This is a genomic window from Ensifer sp. ENS06, assembly GCF_014852205.1.
Lineage (GTDB): Bacteria > Pseudomonadota > Alphaproteobacteria > Rhizobiales > Rhizobiaceae > Ensifer > Ensifer adhaerens.
The window spans coordinates 25,249-42,275 of the sequence record NZ_JACVBC010000013.1 but is presented as its reverse complement, the minus strand read 5'-3'; the positions used below and the strand labels follow the sequence as shown (position 1 = coordinate 42,275).

Genomic DNA, 17,027 nt, shown 5'->3' with positions numbered 1-17,027 from the left:
ATGGCAAGAATCGAGAAAATTGAACTGCGCATGGTCGACTTGCCGCCGAAGGTGAAGCGGACCGATGCGATCCAGAGCTTCGTCAGCCAGGAAACCCCGATCGTCACCATCACCGACAGCGATGGCGCGACGGGCACCGGCTACAGCTATACGATCGGTACGGGCGGTTCGTCGGTGATGCGGCTTCTCTCCGACCACCTGGTGCCGATCCTGATCGGCGAGGATGCCGATTGCATCGAGGCGATCTGGCACAGACTAGAATTTGCGACCCACGCGACGACGATCGGCCCGATAACGGCGCTGGCGCTGGCGGCAGTTGACACAGCACTTTGGGACCTGCGCGCCAAAAAGCAGAAGCTGCCGCTCTGGAAGCTTGCCGGCGGCGCCAAGGAAAGCTGCCCCCTCTACACCACCGAGGGCGGCTGGCTGCACATCGAAAAGGAAGCGCTGGTCGAGGACGCGCTTGCCGCCAAGGCCAAGGGCTTTTCAGGTTCGAAGGTGAAGATCGGCAAGCCGCACGGCTCGGAGGATTACGATCGCCTGTCGGCAATGCGCAAGGCGCTCGGCGACGGCTTCGAGATCATGACCGACTGCAACCAGGGTTTCACCGTCGACGAGGCGATCCGCCGCGCGTCCAGGCTGAAGGAGCTCGACCTTGCCTGGATCGAGGAGCCGCTGCCGGCCGACGATCTCGACGGCCATATCCGGCTGACGCGCTCGACGCCCACACCGATTGCGGTGGGTGAATCCATGTACTCGATCCGTCATTTCCGCGAATACATGCAGAAGGGCGCCTGCTCGATCGTGCAGGTCGACGTTGCCCGTATCGGCGGCATCACGCCGTGGTTGAAAGTCGCGCATGCGGCGGAAGCCTTCGACATTCCGGTCTGCCCGCACTTCCTGATGGAGCTGCATGTCAGCCTCGTCTGCGCCGTGCCGAACGGCAAATATGTTGAGTACATTCCGCAGCTCGATGATCTCACGACCAAGGGCATGGAGATCCGGAACGGTCGCGCATTGGCGCCGTCCGAGCCAGGCATCGGGATTTCCTGGGATTGGGATGCCGTGCGCGCCCGCTCGATCGACGAGTTTACCCGCGAGTTTCGGGGCTAGGATAGGGAGGTCATCATGCAGCGAATGGGAATGGTGATCGGTCTGGAGGCGTCCAAGGTCGCCGAATACAAGGCGTTGCACGCCGCCGTCTGGCCGGAGATCCTCGCGCTGATTTCCGAGTGCAACGTTACCAACTACTCGATCTTCCTCAAGGAGCCGGAAAACCTGCTCTTCGGCTACTGGGAGTATGTCGGCTCTGATTTTGAGGCGGACATGGCCAAGATGGCCGCACATCCGAAGAACCAGGAATGGTGGTCGGTCTGTATGCCCTGCCAGAAGCCGCTTGAGACGCGCCAGGAAGGCGAGTGGTGGGCGATGATGGAAGAGGTCTTCCATCACGACGGCAAGGTCTCCCACAATGGCTGAAAATTTCGATCCGGGCGCGCTCAGGCAGTGGTGGCCGAAACCGGCAAAGCCCCGGCCGATCGTGATCTTCGGCGCCGGCAGCATCGTCGGCGACGCACATCTGCCGGCTTATCGCCAGGCCGGCTTCCCAGTCGCGGGCCTTTATGATCCAGACCGGGAGAAGGCCGCGAAGCTTGCCGGCGCCTGGCGCATTCCCGCCTTCGAACGGGAAGAGGATGCGCTTGCGGTCGCTGATGCAATCTTTGATCTGGCGACCCCGCCGGCGGCCCATGCCGCCATCCTGGCGAAGCTTCCGATCGGCGCCGCTGCCCTCATCCAGAAGCCGATGGGCTCGGACCTTGAAGCCGCGACCGCCATTCTCGAGCTCTGCCGGACGCGCAAACTGAAGGCGGCGGTCAATTTCCAGCTCCGCTTCGCGCCGATCATGCTGGCGCTGAAAGACGCGATCGCGAAGGGATACCTCGGCGAGGTCGTCGATTTCGACGCCTGGCTTGCACTCTCCACCCCCTGGGGCTTTTGGCCGTTCTTGAAAGGCTTGCCGCGCATCGAGATCGCCATGCACTCGATCCATTATCTGGATCTCGTGCGCGGCCTGCTCGGCAACCCCTTGGGCGTCCATGCGAAGACGATCGGCCATCCGAACCATGAGGTTGCCCAGACACGGACGGCTGCGATCCTCGACTATGGTGATCGAGTGCGCTGCGTGCTCTCGATCAATCACGACCATGATTTCGGCCGTAAGTTCCAGGCCTGCGAGTTCCGCATCTCGGGCACGTCGGGTGCTGCTTATGTGAAACTCGGTGTCAACCTCGACTATCCCAAGGGCGAGCCCGACGAGCTCTGGATCCGGCCAACCGGGGCTGTCGAGTGGGTGTCGGTTCCGCTTGAAGGCGCCTGGTTCCCCGACGCCTTCGCCAACCGAATGGCCAATCTGCAGCGTTTCGCCTCCGGCGAAGACCCGGAGCTGATCGGCTCGGTGGAAGACGCCTGGCAGACAATGGCTCTCGTCGAGGCCGCCTATCAATCGAGTGCGTCGCCGGCAACGGCGATCGCGCCACTTCCGGGACGCTGAGATGTCGGAACAGATCATCCATTTCGAAGACTACCAGTTGGGGCATGAGCGCCTGACGACGGGCCGGACGATCACCGAGACCGATTTCGTCGTCCATGCCGGCCACACCGGCGATTTCTTTCCGCACCACATGGATGCGGAGTTCGCCAAGACCCTGCCGGGGGGGCAGCGCATCGCCCACGGCACCATGATCTTCTCGATCGGCGTCGGCCTTACGGCATCGCTGATCAATCCGGTTGCGTTTTCCTACGGCTATGATCGTCTGCGCTTCGTGCGCCCGGTTCATATCGGCGATACGATCCGTACCCGCGTGACGATCGCCGCCAAGGAGGACGATCCGAAGCGGCCGAAGGCGGGACGCATCGTCGAACGGTTAGAAGTCATCAACCAGCGTGGCGAGGTCGTTCTCGCCGCCGACCATATCCTGGTCGTTGAACGCAAAGCATGAGGGATCGAGAATGACAGCGGATCTTAAAGGCAAGGTCGTCCTGATTACGGCTGCGGCTCAAGGCATCGGCCGCGCTTCGGCTTTGGCCTTTGTGAAGGCAGGCGCAAAGGTGCACGCGACCGATATCAATACCGATGCGCTTGCGGCACTTGCAAAGGAAGCCGACGTCGAAACACACCGGCTCGACGTTCTCGACACGCAAGCGGTCGAAGCGCTCGTGGCAGAGATCGGCGCCGTCGACGTCCTCTTCAACTGCGCCGGTTTCGTGCATGCCGGTTCGATCCTGGAGATGAAGGATAGCGATCTGGAGTTCGCGCTCGACCTCAACGTCAAGGCGATGATCCGCACCATTCGTGCGGTCCTTCCGGGCATGCTTGTCCGCAAGGACGGCGCGATCATCAACATGGCTTCGGTCGCTTCCAGCATCAAGGGCGTACCCAACCGGTTTGCCTACGGCGTCACCAAGGCTGCCGTCATCGGTCTCACAAAGGCCGTCGCAGCCGATTACGTGTCTGAGGGCGTTCGCTGCAACGCCATTTGCCCGGGCACGGTCGAAAGCCCGTCGCTGCAGGACCGCATGCGCGCCCAGGGAGACTATGAAACGGCGCGTGCCGCCTTTATCGCCCGCCAGCCAATGGGACGTCTCGGCACCCCGGAAGAGATCGCCGACCTTGCCGTCCATCTCGCGGGCGCCACCTATACGACCGGCCAGGCCTATGCCATCGATGGCGGCTGGACCATCTGACAACAGACAAGCAGGAAGCAGAGATATGAAACTTCTTCGTTACGGCCTCCCGGGCCAGGAAAAGCCGGGCATCCTCGATGCGAACGGCACCTTGCGTGATCTTTCCGGCCACGTCGCCGATTTCTCAGGTGCGGCGCTCGACCCGGACAAACTCGCCGAACTCGAGGCACTCGATCTCGCCGGCCTTCCGGCTGTCGACGGCAACCAGCGGCTCGGCCCTTGCGTGGCCGGTACCGGCAAGTTCATCTGCATCGGCCTCAACTACTCCGACCATGCCGCCGAGACGGGCGCCACGGTTCCCTCCGAACCGATCATCTTCATGAAGGCGACGTCGGCGATCGTTGGCCCGAATGACGACCTGATCATTCCGCGCGGCTCGGAGAAGACCGACTGGGAAGTGGAACTCGGCGTCGTCATCGGCCGCAAGGCCAAGTACGTCACCGAGGCGGAAGCACTCGACTATGTCGCCGGCTACTGCACCGTGCACGACGTCTCCGAACGCGCCTTCCAGATCGAGCGCCAGGGACAGTGGACCAAGGGCAAGTCCTGCGACACCTTTGGTCCGACAGGCCCGTGGCTGGTGACCAAGGACGAAGTGGGGGACCCGCAGAACCTGCCGATGTGGCTGAAGGTCAACGGCGAAACCATGCAGAACGGCTCGTCGAAGACCATGGTCTATGGCGTTGCCTACCTCGTCTCCTACCTGTCGCAGTTCATGTCGCTGCAGCCGGGCGACATCATCTCGACCGGCACGCCGCCCGGCGTCGGCATGGGCATGAAGCCGCCGCGTTACCTTAAGGCCGGCGACGTCGTCGAACTCGGCGTCGAGGGCCTCGGCAGCCAGAAGCAGTCCGTGCGCGCGGACGATTGATCATAAGACTGGAGTGACCATGACCCGCATCACTGATCTGCGCGTCTTCGACCTGCGCTTTCCGACCTCGCAGAGCCTCGACGGTTCCGACGCGATGAACCCGGACCCGGACTATTCCGCGGCCTATGTCATCCTCGACACCGATCGGGAGGGACTTGCGGGCCATGGTCTCACCTTCACCATCGGCCGCGGCAACGACATTTGCTGCATGGCGATCAAGGCCATGCAGCATCTGATCGTCGGCCAGGAGACATCAGACATTCTCGCCCATCCCGGCCGGTTCTGGCGGCACCTGACCAGCGACAGCCAGCTGCGCTGGATCGGTCCGGAGAAAGGTGCGATGCATCTGGCGACCGGCGCCGTCGTCAACGCCGTCTGGGATCTCTTGGCCAAGGAAGCGGGCAAGCCCGTCTGGCGGCTGGTCGCCGACATGTCGCCGGAAGAGATCGCCGATATCGTCGACTATCGCTACATGACCGACGTGCTGACGCGTGACGAGGCGGTCGCCATCCTCAGCAGGGCCGAACCCGGCAAGGCTCAGCGCATCGCGACGCTCGAGAAGGAAGGCTACGCCTGCTACACGACATCGGCCGGCTGGCTCGGTTATGACGACGATAAGCTCCGGCGTCTCGCCCAGGAGGCGATCGACGAAGGTTTCAACCATATCAAGATGAAGGTCGGCCGCGACCTTGCCGACGACATCCGGCGACTGACGATCGCGCGCGAGGTGATCGGCCCGGACCGCTACTTGATGATCGACGCCAACCAGGTCTGGGAGGTCGGCGAGGCGATCGACTGGGTCAAGCAGCTCGCTTTTGCCAAGCCCTTCTTCATCGAGGAGCCGACCAGCCCCGACGACGTTGCCGGTCACCGCAAGATCCGTGAGGCGATCGGACCGGTGAAGGTCGCAACCGGCGAGATGTGCCAGAACCGCATCATGTTCAAGCAGTTCATCGCCGAGGGCGCGATCGACATCGTCCAGATCGATAGTTGCCGGATGGGGGGCCTGAACGAGGTTCTGGCGGTGCTGCTCGTCGCCGCCAAATACGGGCTGCCGGTCTGGCCGCATGCCGGTGGCGTCGGCTTGTGCGAATATGTCCAGCATCTGTCGATGATCGACTATCTGGCGGTTTCCGGCACCAAGGATGGTCGCGTCATCGAATATGTCGACCATCTGCACGAACACTTCCTCGACCCCTGCGTGATCGCGAACGCCGCCTATATGCCGCCACAGCGGCCCGGGTTCTCGATCGAGATGAAGCCGCAGTCGATCGCCGACTACAGGTTCGGCGGTTAACGCAGTAGGTTTTATATAAGAATAACGTCTTCAAGATTCAAAAGCCGGAGCGATATAAAGCCGCTCCGGCTTTGTTGTTTCGTCCGATCCTCGGTCAATTTCGGCGCCCAGCCCTTGACGTCATGCGTTCATTTATGAATGATCTATTCATTCATTGTGAATTCCGGAGGGGAGTCCGGGAAGAGGAGGAAATTGATGAAGACCTTTGTTCTGGCTGCAGCCGTGGCTGCGCTGTCCTTTTGCGCCGTCGCCAACGCGCAGGAATACAGCCTGAGGTTCTCGACCTCGCAGGTGAATCCGAACGAGCCAATCGTCAAAGCCATGAAGACCTATGCCGAGCGTGTCGGCGAACGTTCGGGTGGTCGCATCGCCATCACGGTCATGACCGGCGACCAGCTCGGCGCGCAGAAGAAGGTCAACGAGATGGTCATGAGCGGCGCAAGTCTGCTCAGCGCCACCGACTATGGCCAGCTCGGCCAGTTCGTCCCGGATCTCTCCATTCTGGCCGGCCCCTATGTCTACCCCGATCTGGCGGCGACCGACCGTCTCTTCGCGTCGGACCTCTACAAGGAGCTCTCGGGCAAGCTTGAGGCGCAGGGCATCAAAATCATCATGCCGAACGGCCTCTTCGGTTATCGCCACATCATCGCCAACAAGCCGGTTCGCTCGCCGGCCGATCTCGCCGGCGTCACCATCCGCGTGCCTTCGTCGCCGATCATGATGGCGACCTTCGGCAATTATGGCGCACGGCCGACCGAACTGCCCTGGGGCGACGTCTACAACGCGCTTCAGACCGGCGTCGTCGATGCGGCCGAAGGCCCCTTCGGTTCGATCGCCGGCGCCAAGCTGAACGAAACCCGCAAGGTCATCTCCAAAACCGGCCACCAGATCATGTTCACCGCCTGGGTGGCATCAAGCCAATTCTTCAACGGCCTGCCGGAAGACCTGCAGAAAATCCTGCTCGAGGAAGGCCAGACGATCGCCAAGGAGCTGACCGAAATGACGCTCGAAACGGATGACGCCTACGCCAAGCAGCTTGCGGCTTCCGGCGTCGAGATCGTCACCGACATCGACATCCCGGCCTTTATCGAAGCCTCGCGCGCTGCCTACGAGAAAGTGCCAAACATCACGCCTGGCGTGTACGACCAGGTGCAAAGGGCGATGGCGCAGTAAGCAGGCAATTGCACGACGCGGCGATAGAGACGCCGCGTCGTGCTGGCGTCGGGCGTGTTCAGGATGCCGCGACAGAAAACCTCAGGTCGGCCCAAGCGCCGGCCCTGTTCCGCCTTTCAAAATGATTGGGGCCATCATGGAAACCTCACCTTCGCCGGAAGAGACCGCTCCTCTCTTCAGCCTGCGGCGCGCCGATGAAGCGGTCGGCGTTGCCGCCCTTCTCGTCATCGTCTTTTCGATCCTCTGGGGTGTCGTCAGCCGCTACATCTTCCCGCAGCCGGCTGCCTGGACCTACGAGCTGGCGATCATGGCTTTTGCCTACCTCGTGTTCTTCGGCGCCGTCGCCGGTGTTCGTCTCGGCACGCATGCGGCGATCGATGTCCTCGTCGCGGCGCTACCCAACGGCTGGCAGCAGGCGATCGCCTGGTTCAACTACCTGCTGCTGGCGCTATTCTTCATCGTCATGACCGTTCTCTTCGGCTGGCAGGCCTGGACTTCGCGGCACGTGCACACGATCGCGATGGATCTGTCTCGCAGCCTTTCCTACGGGCCGCTGGCGCTGGCTTCGGCCGGCATGTTCGTCCAGCACCTGATCGTCGAAAGGCCATGGACCGTTCGCCTGCACCGCAATGTGGAATCGCTGATATGACCCTTTTTCATCTTGCCGGCCCCTCGCTGCTGGTCGTCGTCCTCTTCCTCCTGTCGACGCCGATCACCTGGGCGATGGCGATCGGGGCGCTTGCCTTCTTCTTCATCAACATGGACATGATCCCGCTTGCCAACTTCGCACAGGAGATGGCCGAGGGCAGCCAGTCCGTGTCACTGCTGGCATTGCCGCTCTTCGTGCTTGCCGGCTGCATCATGAATGCATCGGGCATCACCCGGCGCCTGCTGACGCTCGCCGACGTGCTGGTCGGCCACATGACCGGCGCACTGGCGCAGATGTGTACGGTGCTCGGCACGCTTCTCGGCGGCCTGACAGCGTCTGCCAACGCCGACGCTGCGATGCTCGCAAAGACGCTCGGCGTCGAGATGTCGGAACGGGGCTATAGCCGTGCCTTCGCCGCGGTCATCACCTCGTCGGCGGCGATCATTACCAGCCTGATCCCGCCTTCGATCGGTCTCATCGTCTACGGCTTCCTCGCCGAAACCTCGATCGGCCGACTGTTTGCTGCAGGCGTCGTTCCCGGCCTCGTGCTTGCGGCAGGTCTGATGGTCACCACCTATTTCATCGCCCGCAAGCGTGGCTACAAGCCGCTCCGCAAGGAACGCGCCAGCAGGGCGGAGGCGAGCCGGGCGCTGATCGACGGCCTTTGGGCGCTGTCGATCCCGGTCGTCATCTTCGCCGGCACGCGCTACGGCATCTTCACCACCACCGAGGCCGGGGCGGTTGTCGTCGTCTATGTGCTCTTCGTCGCCATCTTCGGATACCGCGAGTTCACCTTCCGGCAAATCCCGGAGGTCCTGGCAGAAGCGGTGCGCGATTCCGCCGTGGTGATGATCATGATCTGCGCGGCCGCCTCCTTCGGCTTTTATCTCGCCTGGGAACAGGTGCCGCAGGCCATGTCCGGCTGGCTAGGTGACGCGACAGACAACCCGCTCCTCATGCTGCTCCTGATCAACGTTCTCCTCATCGTCATCGGCACGGCGATCGAAGGCTCGGCGGCGCTCATCATCCTCACCCCGATGCTGATCCCGATCATCGACGGCGTCGGTATCGACCGGGTGCATTTCGGCGTCGTCTTCATCACCAACCTGACGATCGCCGGCATCACGCCGCCGGTCGGCGGCCTGATGTACATCTCGTCGATGGTGTTGAAGGTACCGATGATGGCCTATGCGCGGGAGGTCCTGCCTTATCTCGCAATGATGATGGTGCTGCTGGTGATGCTCAGCATGTTTCCGCAGCTCTCGCTGTGGTTGCCGAACCTCGTCTACGGAACCGCGGCGGTTCAGTAGCGCGATCCAGAGCGGCTCCGGCGGCCTTTGACTTGGGCGCCGGACTAAGCCCTGGCACGTCGCTCCGACCCACCGTTGCGACAGATCACGAAAATGAATCGATCACCCCGGATCGATTCAAAACTCTCGTTGGACCTATGCGCGCCGATCGCCGAATCTTCGCGCATGACGATCGTTCAGCCCTACCAGATCTATGTCGAGCGAAGGGACGCGGCCAGAAACATGGCGCGCTACTACTCCATGCAGATCTCCATGTCCCTATTGGGCGAGGCGTGCCTGACGCGGCGCTGGGGACGGATCGGAAGTCACGGCCAGATGATGGTGCACCACTTCGCGCGGAAGGAGGAGGCGGTCAAACTCTTCCTCGAGCTAACGCGTAGCAAACGTCAGCGCGGCTATCGTCCGAGGATGTGATCCGGAAAGGTGCGCGACTTCACCGCGGCTTGAAGTCGACCAGAAGCGATTTGAGCTCGATTTCGCGGACGCGCCGCGCCGCTTCATCGGGGCTGACCCAGGCGACCAAACGCTCGCCTTTCTCCTTGTATTTTTCCGCCAGCTTGGTGACTTCGATCTGGAAGATGTCAACGATACAGGGCACCACGTCGCCGTCATCGAGCACCTTTAAGTAGGTGTAGCTGCCAATCGGCTTCTTGCGAACTTTCCCGCGAACACCGGCCTCCTGCAAGGCTTCGATCGCCGCGGCCTCGTGCGGTTCCTTCTGTTTCATCGGCCAGCCTTTTGGAATGAGCCAGCGGCCGCTGTCGCGCGACGTCACCACAAGGATCTCGATCGCGCCGTCAGGCACGTAACGATAGCAAAGTGCTGCACATTGCTGGCGAAATGAACCCGAAAACAGTTTCTCGGGCGAGGCAGCCAGCTTCTGCAACAGCGTCTTCGGTTTTGGTGGTTTCGGCGCCTTTGACTTCTTGATCGCTCTCAAGCTCCTCGATACTTGGCGCCAATTTGCGGACATCTAGGACATCCGCCCCTCATGTCAAAGGAGAAAATGGAAAGAAACGTTCCGGCAAGAGGCTCACGCCTTGGCAGATATTGCGCTCAATTCCTCAAGGTCGAGATCGCGCTCCAGTTCATGCAGCGTTTCATCGTCGATTTCGCCGGCGCGATGAAGCCGGATGAGTTCGCGCCGCCCGGTCGCGACCGCTTCGAGCACGACGTCGAAATGGGCGTGGAGGATCGGCGTGTAATGCTCCGTGCGCGCGGCATAGTCGACGATCGAAACCGCTCGGCGCTGATAGCGGTCCAGCAATTGCGGATGGATGAGATTGCCCGCCGCGTCATAGGCGCGGCTTTGAATGGTGATGAGCTGCGCCTGGGCCATCGCCGCCTCGGCCTGGCTTAGGGTGAGGGGTGCCTTTTCAGACGAAGGCTCGACGAGCCGCGCCCAGGCGATCACCCGCCCGAGCGTCGTTCCCTGGATCAGCACCGTTCCAAGGATCACGGCAAAGGAGGTTACCAGGATGAAGTCCCGGCCAGGGAAGCCTTCGGGCACGCTCAGCGCAAGCGCGAGGGTTACCACGCCGCGAACGCCGGCCCAGGAAAGCACGGTCGCACCACGCGCGCCGACCGGCGTGTAGCGCTTGAGCCCCAGCCTGTTGCCAAGCCAGATTGCGAAGTCGGAACCGAACACCCAGAAGAAGCGGGCGACGGTGAGCGCGAAGAGCACCATGAGGATCGGCCATTCCAAGGTCGCTGCAACGGTCTCGAACCCGCCGCCGCGCTCGACCACGCCGCGAAGCGACAGGCCGATCAGGATGAAAACCGCGGCCTCCATCAGGAAGACGATGACGGTCCAGAAGGCGGAGCCGCGCATACGGGTGGCGGCCGAGAGCACGGTGTGCTGGTGCCAACTGGCGACGAGGCCGGTGGTAACTGTCGCGATCACGCCGGAAACATGCAGGAACTCGCCGAGCAGGTAGGACGTCCAGGACAAAAGGGCCGTCGCGGCGATGATCAGGTACTCATCTCCGAGGCGGCGGGCAAGCAGCACCCACGCCGTACCGATGGCGAGGCCGACAAGGGCACCGCCGATCGCCAGCAGGAAGAAGTTGCCGACTGCCTCGCCGGCGCTGAAAGCCCCGGTGACGCCGGCGGCGATCGCGAAGCGGAACAATACCAGTCCGCTTGCGTCGTTGAGCAGGCTTTCGCCTTCGAGCAGGATCTGCAGCCGTCGCGGCAACTGCACGCGCTGCAGCACGGCCCGTGCCGAGACGGCGTCGGGCGGCGAGACGATCGCCCCGAGTGCGGCGCATGCGGCCCAAGGCAGGGACGGGAAGATGAAGTGCGTCACGACGGCAACGACGGCTGCGGTAAAAAACACTGCGCCGATCGCAAGCGAGGCGATGCCGATCAGGTGACGGCGCAGGCGGCCGACCGCGATCGTCCAGGCGCCGTCGAGGAGCAGCGGCGGCAAGAAGATGACGAGCACCAGCTCCGGGTCGACCGCGATGGCCGGCAGCCCCGGCATGAAGGCGAGCATCGCGCCACCGCTAAGAAGCGCCACCGACGGCGGCAGGCCGAGCCGATGCGCGACGTAGTGCAGCGCGATGATCGCGACAAACATGCCGATCACCAGTTCGAACAGATGTATCGGCTCCACCGGTCTCCGCCTCCATCGCTCAACGACGCGGCCCATTACAGAACACGTTTTTTCGAAACGCAATTGCGCGTGCAGCAACAGTGGCGTGGAGCCTTGCCGAAGGTGAAGGATCGCAGAAAAGAAAAAAGGGCCAGCGGAAGACCGCGGCCCATAAAGGTGTGAAGGTCAAAAACCTCCAGAGGGGAACAGCTGCTGCGGCGGACTGGGAGGAGACCCGCCATGTGCATCAGCTGTGTGCTTTATGCCTGATTTTTGATCAGTTGGAAAACATTTATTGTGCAATGCAGCTATGCATAAACGCAAGACGTGCGCCGCGGTCGTCGGCCGGAACTGCCAAACGGTGCCAAAATGAGCGTTCTGTGGGAGGAGGGGACGCCGCCAAGGACCCCCGTCCGGGCGGACAATCGGGACCGGCACACGTGCCGGCCCCGATGAGATAGTTGCTACACTAACGGTCGTGAGCTTGACCGCACAGCCATTTTACGACCGCTTTTACGATCGAACAGCCGGCGACCCGACTTCCTGCCTTGTCCGCAGCCGGTCCACAGGTTGTTCACAGGGAAAGGAGGCGCTAACGCGTTGAAACGCAGTTCAGTTTTCCAAACTGTGAGCTACTGCCCCTGAAAAGAATGCACCGTATCAGGTCAGCGATACCTTACGGGTTTCCGCATCAATCAACGCAGCGGCGATCGCCGCCACAAGCAGCAAGCCTGCAAAGGTGCCGATCGCCAGGCCGAAGCCCTTCGCCACCAGCAATCCGATGAGCGAAGGCGCAAGCAGGCCACCGAGCCGAGCCATGCCGCCGGCCGCCCCCATGCCGGTCGCGCGCGAGGCGGTCGGATAGAGTTCCGGCGTATAGGCATAGAGTGCGCCCCATGTGCCGAGCAGTGCAAAGCTCATGATCAGGAGCGCAGCGGCAACGACCAAGGCCGCATCCGCCACGACGAACAACAGGCAACTGAGGGCGGAGAGCAGGCAGAAACCGACCAGCGTCGGGCGCCGTCCCCACTTCTCGACGCCGTAGGCGGCAAGCGCATAGCCCGGGATCTGCGCCAGAGCGATGAGAACGAGGAACCCATAGCCACGCACGAAGCCGAAGCCTTCTCCCGCAAGCCGCGGCGGCATCCAGGTAAAGACGCCATAGTATGAGACCGAGACGAGGAACCAGACCGAAAGGATCAGAAGGCTGCGGCGACGCAAGTCCTTCGAAAAGATACTGAGATCGGCCGTCGGTACAGGCAGGGCGATCGATACGGTCGGCTCGAGTTGCGGTCGAGCGTTGGCTGCCAGCATTCGATCGACGATCGCCTTGGCCGCCTCCGCCTTGCCCGCGCGCAACAGGTAAAGCGGCGATTCCGGCACGAGAAAGCGTAGTCCGACGCCAATGACTGCCGGAATGGCCGTGACGGCAAAGATGTAGCGCCATCCGTCCGTAAGGCCGGCAAGAGCGATGAGCCATGCCGCCAGTGCCACGATCAGCGTGCCCACGGCCCAGAAGCCTTCGAGCATGACCAGCCATCGCCCGCGGCTGCGCGCCGGCAGGAATTCCGACATCATCGCATAATCGACGGGAAGTGTGCCGCCGACCGCAGCGCCGGTGAGGAAGCGCAGGACAAGCAGGACCACGAAATTCGGAGCGAAGATCGACAGAATGCCGAAGACCGCGTCGCAGGCAACGGTTACGATCAGGACCCGGCGCCGGCCGATCCGATCGGCAAGCCTGCCGAAGCCGACGGCGCCGATCAGCATGCCCAGGAAAAACAACGTGCCCGTCTGCAGCGCTTGGGGAACCGTCAGCCCGAATGTTGCGGCAATGGAGGCGGCGGTGAACCCGACGGCGAGCACCTGCATGGCATCGGCCGTCCAAACCAGGCCAAATATGCCCATCAGGCGCCGCTGATAGGGGCCCGTGCCCGCCCGGTCGAGCGCTTCCTGTATCGTGATCGTCGTCATTCGACCCTGCCTTGAGATTCGACGTGTGGACACTACGTCGACCGCGCCTGCTTGGATATTGCAGAAATGCCGCAGATGTCCGGCTGAGTGCGGCCGCGACGATCGACCAATCTTCCAGGCACCTGGCACGGACCGGCAATTTCGACTTGCGCGACATGCACACGCGTGCAAATATGCACGCGTGTGCAATGGAGTTTCGCCGATGAACGATCACAAGCCGCGCTATTCGAACGACCTTTCGGGGCGGGCCCTGTTGTGTCGGGATGTCATTCGCTCTGCCGGCGCTCTGGTGCTCGACGGCTTCAAGGCAAGTGCCGAGCGTGGCTTTTCCCTAAAGGGCCCGCAGGATTTTCTGACGGAAACCGATGCGGCCTCCGAGGCCCATATTCGCGACGCAATTGCCACCCATTTTCCGGCCGATGCGTTCCTGGGCGAGGAGGGCGGCGGGACCGTTGCCGATCGCGTCTGGGTCGTCGATCCCGTCGACGGCACGGCAAACTTCGCGCGCGGAATCCCGCACTTCTGCATCTCCATAACCTATGTCGAACACGGACGCGCAGAGATCGGCGCAATCTACAATCCGGCCCACGACGAACTTTATTTCTGCCGCCGGGGAGAAGGTGCAACGCTCAACGGCAAGGTCATCACGGTCTCGTCGACGGCGACCTTCGATGCCGCGTCGGTCGAAATGGGCTGGTCGCGGCGGGTGCCGGACGAGACCTATCTGGAGACGATGCGGCAGATGCTGGAGAAGGGCGCCAATGTGCGGCGCGGCGCTTCGGGGGCACTTGCGCTCGCTTATGTCGCCGATGGGCGCTCGGACGCCTATGTCGAGCTGCACATGAACTCGTGGGATTGCCTTGCCGGACTGTTGCTCGTTGCCGAGGCGGGCGGCGCCGTGTGTCCCTTCATGGAAATAGGCAGCCTGCTCGACGGCGGGCCGGTGCTCGCATCGACGCCGGCGATTGCCGGCGGCGTAAGTGTGGCTTCAGGCATCCCGGTCCAAAAAAGGGAGCAAGCCGCCAGGCTCCAGCTGGCCTGAAACCGCGGTAGCCTGAACACGCATGCCACCCGTTCGCATACACAAGGGGAAATCCAATGGACGCACCGGTCTACACCCGGCCCGCTATCAGTCTGATCGCCAGAGAACTCGGGCCCCACAGCGCCGATCTCTATATCGGCGGCAGTGACGGCGCGCGTGACCTGGACCTGCTCAAGCGTCACGGGATCTCCATTGTCGTCAATTGCGCGATCAACCTGGACATCAACCTCGTGCGCGAAGAAGAAGTCAGCATCAATGATGACCTTTGTGCAAGCGGCTATGCGGCCGTCCGCTATTACAAGCTCGGCATGATCGACGGTGATGGCAGCCCCGACACGATGATGCTCGGTGCCTACTACATTCTCGACGGTGCGCTACGCCAGACGATGCCGAAGCGCGCAACCTACCCCTTCGCCGATGGCGGCAACATCCTCGTCAATTGCCGCGGCGGACGCAGCCGCTCGGTGTCGCTGGTGGCGCTGTTCCTGCACAAGCAGCAGCCGCATCTGTTTCCCACACTCGACGCGGCCGTCGCCCACATCCGCGAGCATCGCGAACTGCGGCCGGACGAATGGTTCGAGACGCCGAAGCCCATGCTCTATGAGGCAGCGCGCCGCGCTTCGGTCTGGATCGACCTCGTCGAGGCCTCCCGTCTGGAGGTGAAGGCCGATGTCTGATTTGCCTCGGATCGCCATCATCGCCGACGCCCATTTCCATGATCTTGAAGGCGATTTCGAGTTCCCGCGGATAGAGATCGACGGCGAAAAACTGGCCGTCAGAAGCTGGACCGACACGCGCGAATCCACCCGCGTCTTCAACGAAAGTGCCAAGGCGCTGGACGAAGCCTTGGCGGAGGTCGCGCGCCGCGGCATCCGTCACGTCGTCCTTTTGGGCGATTACACGGACGACGGGCAAAGACAGACAACGGCGCGCCTGCGCACCATTCTTGATGGGCACGAGAGCACCCATGGCACGCGCTTTTATGCGCTTCCGGGCAACCACGACGTCTTCGGGCCCAAGGGGCGACACCACACCAAACAATTTCTTGATCGGAACGACGTGAGGGTCCTCGTCACGAGCGACGTAGGAAAGGCAGCCCCCGGCAGCCACACAACGCCGCGCATGTATTGCGAGGGATATCCGACGGGCCTTGCCCCTGTGGCTACCCATGGATACTTCCGACGGCCGGACTATCTTCATTGGGAAACCCCGTTCGGGGCGTCTGACCGCGTCGAGGATCGGCTCTACCCGGTCTCGTCTCCGGACGGCCGGAATGGCTACCGGCTGATGGATGCCTCCTATCTGGTCGAGCCCGAGCCGGGTCTCTGGCTGCTGGTGATCGACGCCAACGTCTTCGAACCACGCGACGGCCTGTTTGAGGAGGGCGATGAAGCCGCTTTCGTCGACAGCACCGGCGCGGGCTGGAACGCGCTTATCAGGCTGAAACCGTTCATCGTCGACTGGATTGCGGACGTGTCCGCGCGCGCAACGAAACTCGGAAAAACGCTGCTCGCATTCTCGCATTATCCGGTGCTCGATCCCTTCGATGGCGCAACGGGAGCCGAAAGCGTTCTCTTCGGCGAGACCAATATTGCCCGCAGGACACCACAGCAGGCGGTCGCAGATGCACTGATGACCGCCGGCATGACGCTGCATTTTAGCGGGCACCTGCATGTCGAAGGCGTTACGCGCCGCGCGCGCGGCTGCCGCTCGCTGATCAATGTCGCCGTGCCGTCGCTCGTGGCCTTTCCGCCGGCCTTCAAGATCGTCGAACCGTCTCAATCGGCGTCGTCCATCGAAACCGTCGAACTGTCCGCGATGGCCGTCGATCCACGCGTGCTGCGCGCCTACCGTCGCGAAGCGGCGCGAGCCGGCGAATATCCGGACCCAGCCTTTGCCGCGGCGGATTACGGTTCCTTCCTGAAGGCACACAAGCGTGCCCTGGTCCAGCATCGCTATTTTCCGAAGGAATGGCCCGGAGATGTCGTCAACGAAATATCCGGGCTATCGATCGCTGCGGTCTGCAAGTTGATGCTCGACGCCGGCGCCATGACGAGCGCTTCCGGGCAAGGAGCGATCGCCATCTCTGAGGGCGCCGCCAGCCTCGACATGATCGAGGTGATCGCCGATTGGTATTGCCTGCGCCAGGCCGGCGTCCTTGCGCTTGACAAGATACCTGAGCGGCGCCGCGCGCTTTATCGCCTGCTCGCCAAACACGTCGGCCGTCCGCCCGGGACCGGCTGGGACGGATCGACATCAGGCTTCCTAGCGATCTTCTTCGGGGCCTTCGACGCCTTCCTCGATCGTGCCGAAGCGGGAAGCCTGCACATCCGCATCGAGAGCACCTCCGACACGGAAGAGGCTGCCTGAC

At 62.5% G+C, this 17,027-nt stretch carries 17 protein-coding genes; 14 read left to right on the top strand and 3 right to left on the bottom strand.

All coding sequences use genetic code 11. The features are described from left to right. The 11 genes from IB279_RS29685 to IB279_RS29635 all read left to right on the top strand — a co-directional run bounded on the left by IB279_RS29685 (position 1) and on the right by IB279_RS29635 (position 9,458). Complete coding sequence (locus tag IB279_RS29685; protein WP_060580716.1) at positions 1 to 1,113, top strand: mandelate racemase/muconate lactonizing enzyme family protein; 1,113 nt, start codon at positions 1 to 3, stop codon at positions 1,111 to 1,113. 15 nt (positions 1,114 to 1,128) lie between these two features. Beyond that, positions 1,129 to 1,479, top strand: a complete 351-nt coding sequence (locus IB279_RS29680) for an L-rhamnose mutarotase (RefSeq protein WP_034796424.1) — start codon at positions 1,129 to 1,131, stop codon at positions 1,477 to 1,479. After that, a complete protein-coding gene (locus tag IB279_RS29675; protein ID WP_089045105.1) occupies positions 1,472 to 2,551 on the top strand; it encodes a Gfo/Idh/MocA family protein in 1,080 nt (359 codons plus the stop codon). Before IB279_RS29680 ends, IB279_RS29675 begins: the two co-directional genes overlap by 8 nt. Before the next feature lies 1 nt (position 2,552). Then, positions 2,553 to 2,999, top strand: coding sequence for a MaoC/PaaZ C-terminal domain-containing protein (locus tag IB279_RS29670; RefSeq protein WP_060517920.1), 447 nt, complete (start codon positions 2,553 to 2,555; stop codon positions 2,997 to 2,999). Between the two features lie 10 nt (positions 3,000 to 3,009). Continuing rightward, positions 3,010 to 3,744, top strand: coding sequence for an SDR family oxidoreductase (locus IB279_RS29665; protein ID WP_060517918.1), 735 nt, complete (start codon positions 3,010 to 3,012; stop codon positions 3,742 to 3,744). Between the two features lie 25 nt (positions 3,745 to 3,769). Further along, on the top strand, positions 3,770 to 4,615 hold the full coding sequence (locus tag IB279_RS29660) for a fumarylacetoacetate hydrolase family protein (RefSeq protein ID WP_192340402.1): 846 nt from the start codon (positions 3,770 to 3,772) through the stop codon (positions 4,613 to 4,615). Positions 4,616 to 4,634: 19 nt separating this feature from the next. Further along, positions 4,635 to 5,912 carry an L-fuconate dehydratase gene (locus tag IB279_RS29655; RefSeq protein ID WP_113188235.1) on the top strand — a complete coding sequence of 426 codons (1,278 nt, stop codon included), beginning with the start codon at positions 4,635 to 4,637 and terminating at the stop codon, positions 5,910 to 5,912. 195 nt (positions 5,913 to 6,107) lie between these two features. Further along, positions 6,108 to 7,085, top strand: coding sequence for a C4-dicarboxylate TRAP transporter substrate-binding protein (locus tag IB279_RS29650; protein WP_060517914.1), 978 nt, complete (start codon positions 6,108 to 6,110; stop codon positions 7,083 to 7,085). A gap of 136 nt (positions 7,086 to 7,221) precedes the next feature. Further along, positions 7,222 to 7,734, top strand: coding sequence for a TRAP transporter small permease (locus tag IB279_RS29645; protein ID WP_060518088.1), 513 nt, complete (start codon positions 7,222 to 7,224; stop codon positions 7,732 to 7,734). After that, the gene (locus IB279_RS29640; protein ID WP_060603769.1) at positions 7,731 to 9,044 is read left to right on the top strand and encodes a TRAP transporter large permease; all 1,314 of its coding nucleotides are present in this window, start codon (positions 7,731 to 7,733) and stop codon (positions 9,042 to 9,044) included. Before IB279_RS29645 ends, IB279_RS29640 begins: the two co-directional genes overlap by 4 nt. A gap of 165 nt (positions 9,045 to 9,209) precedes the next feature. Continuing rightward, positions 9,210 to 9,458, top strand: a complete 249-nt coding sequence (locus IB279_RS29635) for a WGR domain-containing protein (RefSeq protein ID WP_309142325.1) — start codon at positions 9,210 to 9,212, stop codon at positions 9,456 to 9,458. A gap of 19 nt (positions 9,459 to 9,477) precedes the next feature. On the opposite strand, the gene IB279_RS29630 is transcribed toward IB279_RS29635, so the two are convergent. The 3 genes from IB279_RS29630 to IB279_RS29620 form a co-directional block, all read right to left on the bottom strand. Further along, a complete protein-coding gene (locus IB279_RS29630; RefSeq protein WP_060517910.1) occupies positions 9,478 to 9,984 on the bottom strand; it encodes an NUDIX hydrolase in 507 nt (168 codons plus the stop codon). A gap of 93 nt (positions 9,985 to 10,077) precedes the next feature. Further along, a complete protein-coding gene (locus tag IB279_RS29625) occupies positions 10,078 to 11,661 on the bottom strand; it encodes a Na+/H+ antiporter (protein WP_192340398.1) in 1,584 nt (527 codons plus the stop codon). 639 nt (positions 11,662 to 12,300) lie between these two features. Beyond that, positions 12,301 to 13,614: an MFS transporter gene (locus tag IB279_RS29620; RefSeq protein ID WP_060603774.1), complete on the bottom strand. Its 1,314-nt coding sequence runs from the start codon at positions 13,612 to 13,614 to the stop codon at positions 12,301 to 12,303. 202 nt (positions 13,615 to 13,816) lie between these two features. Here IB279_RS29620 and IB279_RS29615 point away from each other — a divergent pair, with 202 nt between their 5' ends. The 3 genes from IB279_RS29615 to IB279_RS29605 are packed head-to-tail and all read left to right on the top strand — an operon-like array spanning position 13,817 to position 17,026. Then, positions 13,817 to 14,656 (top strand): inositol monophosphatase, encoded by an 840-nt coding sequence (locus IB279_RS29615; RefSeq protein ID WP_060517904.1) that lies wholly within the window; start codon positions 13,817 to 13,819, stop codon positions 14,654 to 14,656. 56 nt (positions 14,657 to 14,712) lie between these two features. Beyond that, positions 14,713 to 15,333, top strand: coding sequence for a dual specificity protein phosphatase (locus tag IB279_RS29610; protein ID WP_060603780.1), 621 nt, complete (start codon positions 14,713 to 14,715; stop codon positions 15,331 to 15,333). Next, positions 15,326 to 17,026, top strand: a complete 1,701-nt coding sequence (locus IB279_RS29605) for a metallophosphoesterase (protein ID WP_113188237.1) — start codon at positions 15,326 to 15,328, stop codon at positions 17,024 to 17,026. The genes IB279_RS29610 and IB279_RS29605 overlap by 8 nt, the downstream gene beginning before the upstream one ends. Position 17,027 lies beyond the last annotated feature (1 nt).

Coding starts and splice junctions, on each gene's coding strand:
- IB279_RS29685 (WP_060580716.1), top strand. CDS start 1: ATGGCAAGAATCGAGAAAATTGAACTGCGCATGGTCGACTTGCCGCCG.
- IB279_RS29680 (WP_034796424.1), top strand. CDS start 1,129: ATGCAGCGAATGGGAATGGTGATCGGTCTGGAGGCGTCCAAGGTCGCC.
- IB279_RS29675 (WP_089045105.1), top strand. CDS start 1,472: ATGGCTGAAAATTTCGATCCGGGCGCGCTCAGGCAGTGGTGGCCGAAA.
- IB279_RS29670 (WP_060517920.1), top strand. CDS start 2,553: ATGTCGGAACAGATCATCCATTTCGAAGACTACCAGTTGGGGCATGAG.
- IB279_RS29665 (WP_060517918.1), top strand. CDS start 3,010: ATGACAGCGGATCTTAAAGGCAAGGTCGTCCTGATTACGGCTGCGGCT.
- IB279_RS29660 (WP_192340402.1), top strand. CDS start 3,770: ATGAAACTTCTTCGTTACGGCCTCCCGGGCCAGGAAAAGCCGGGCATC.
- IB279_RS29655 (WP_113188235.1), top strand. CDS start 4,635: ATGACCCGCATCACTGATCTGCGCGTCTTCGACCTGCGCTTTCCGACC.
- IB279_RS29650 (WP_060517914.1), top strand. CDS start 6,108: ATGAAGACCTTTGTTCTGGCTGCAGCCGTGGCTGCGCTGTCCTTTTGC.
- IB279_RS29645 (WP_060518088.1), top strand. CDS start 7,222: ATGGAAACCTCACCTTCGCCGGAAGAGACCGCTCCTCTCTTCAGCCTG.
- IB279_RS29640 (WP_060603769.1), top strand. CDS start 7,731: ATGACCCTTTTTCATCTTGCCGGCCCCTCGCTGCTGGTCGTCGTCCTC.
- IB279_RS29635 (WP_309142325.1), top strand. CDS start 9,210: ATGACGATCGTTCAGCCCTACCAGATCTATGTCGAGCGAAGGGACGCG.
- IB279_RS29620 (WP_060603774.1), bottom strand. CDS start 13,614: ATGACGACGATCACGATACAGGAAGCGCTCGACCGGGCGGGCACGGGC.
- IB279_RS29615 (WP_060517904.1), top strand. CDS start 13,817: ATGAACGATCACAAGCCGCGCTATTCGAACGACCTTTCGGGGCGGGCC.
- IB279_RS29610 (WP_060603780.1), top strand. CDS start 14,713: ATGGACGCACCGGTCTACACCCGGCCCGCTATCAGTCTGATCGCCAGA.
- IB279_RS29605 (WP_113188237.1), top strand. CDS start 15,326: ATGTCTGATTTGCCTCGGATCGCCATCATCGCCGACGCCCATTTCCAT.